Below are 237 nucleotides of genomic sequence, written 5' to 3'. Positions count from 1 at the left end.
AGGATATGGAAAATTAATAAGGGAAATATTGCATCAATTGGAAAATGCTAGANTGGTTATGAAAGTAAATGAAGGAAAGAAAAAAGGAAGAGTTGTAACAAATAATGGAAGAAGTTTATTAGATAAATTAGCGAATAAATATATAAAGAATTAAATAATGAAAATAAGAATTTCAATTGATTATATTAAATCTGTTTCATGAAGGGTATAAGTTTATGGATGAATTTTTAATATATA

1 pseudogene (only partly in view) is annotated in these 237 nt (G+C 22.5%); it reads left to right on the top strand.

Annotated elements, in window-relative coordinates:
- Positions 1–154: pseudogene (locus tag LUA84_RS03445) on the top strand (40S ribosomal protein S19) (it extends 59 nt beyond the left edge of the window).
- Positions 155–237: the final 83 nt, after the last annotated feature.

This window comes from Candidatus Nanopusillus massiliensis, from assembly GCF_920984865.1.
Note: the sequence above shows the minus strand (reverse complement) of the source record. Positions and strands in the feature narration are given on the sequence as shown.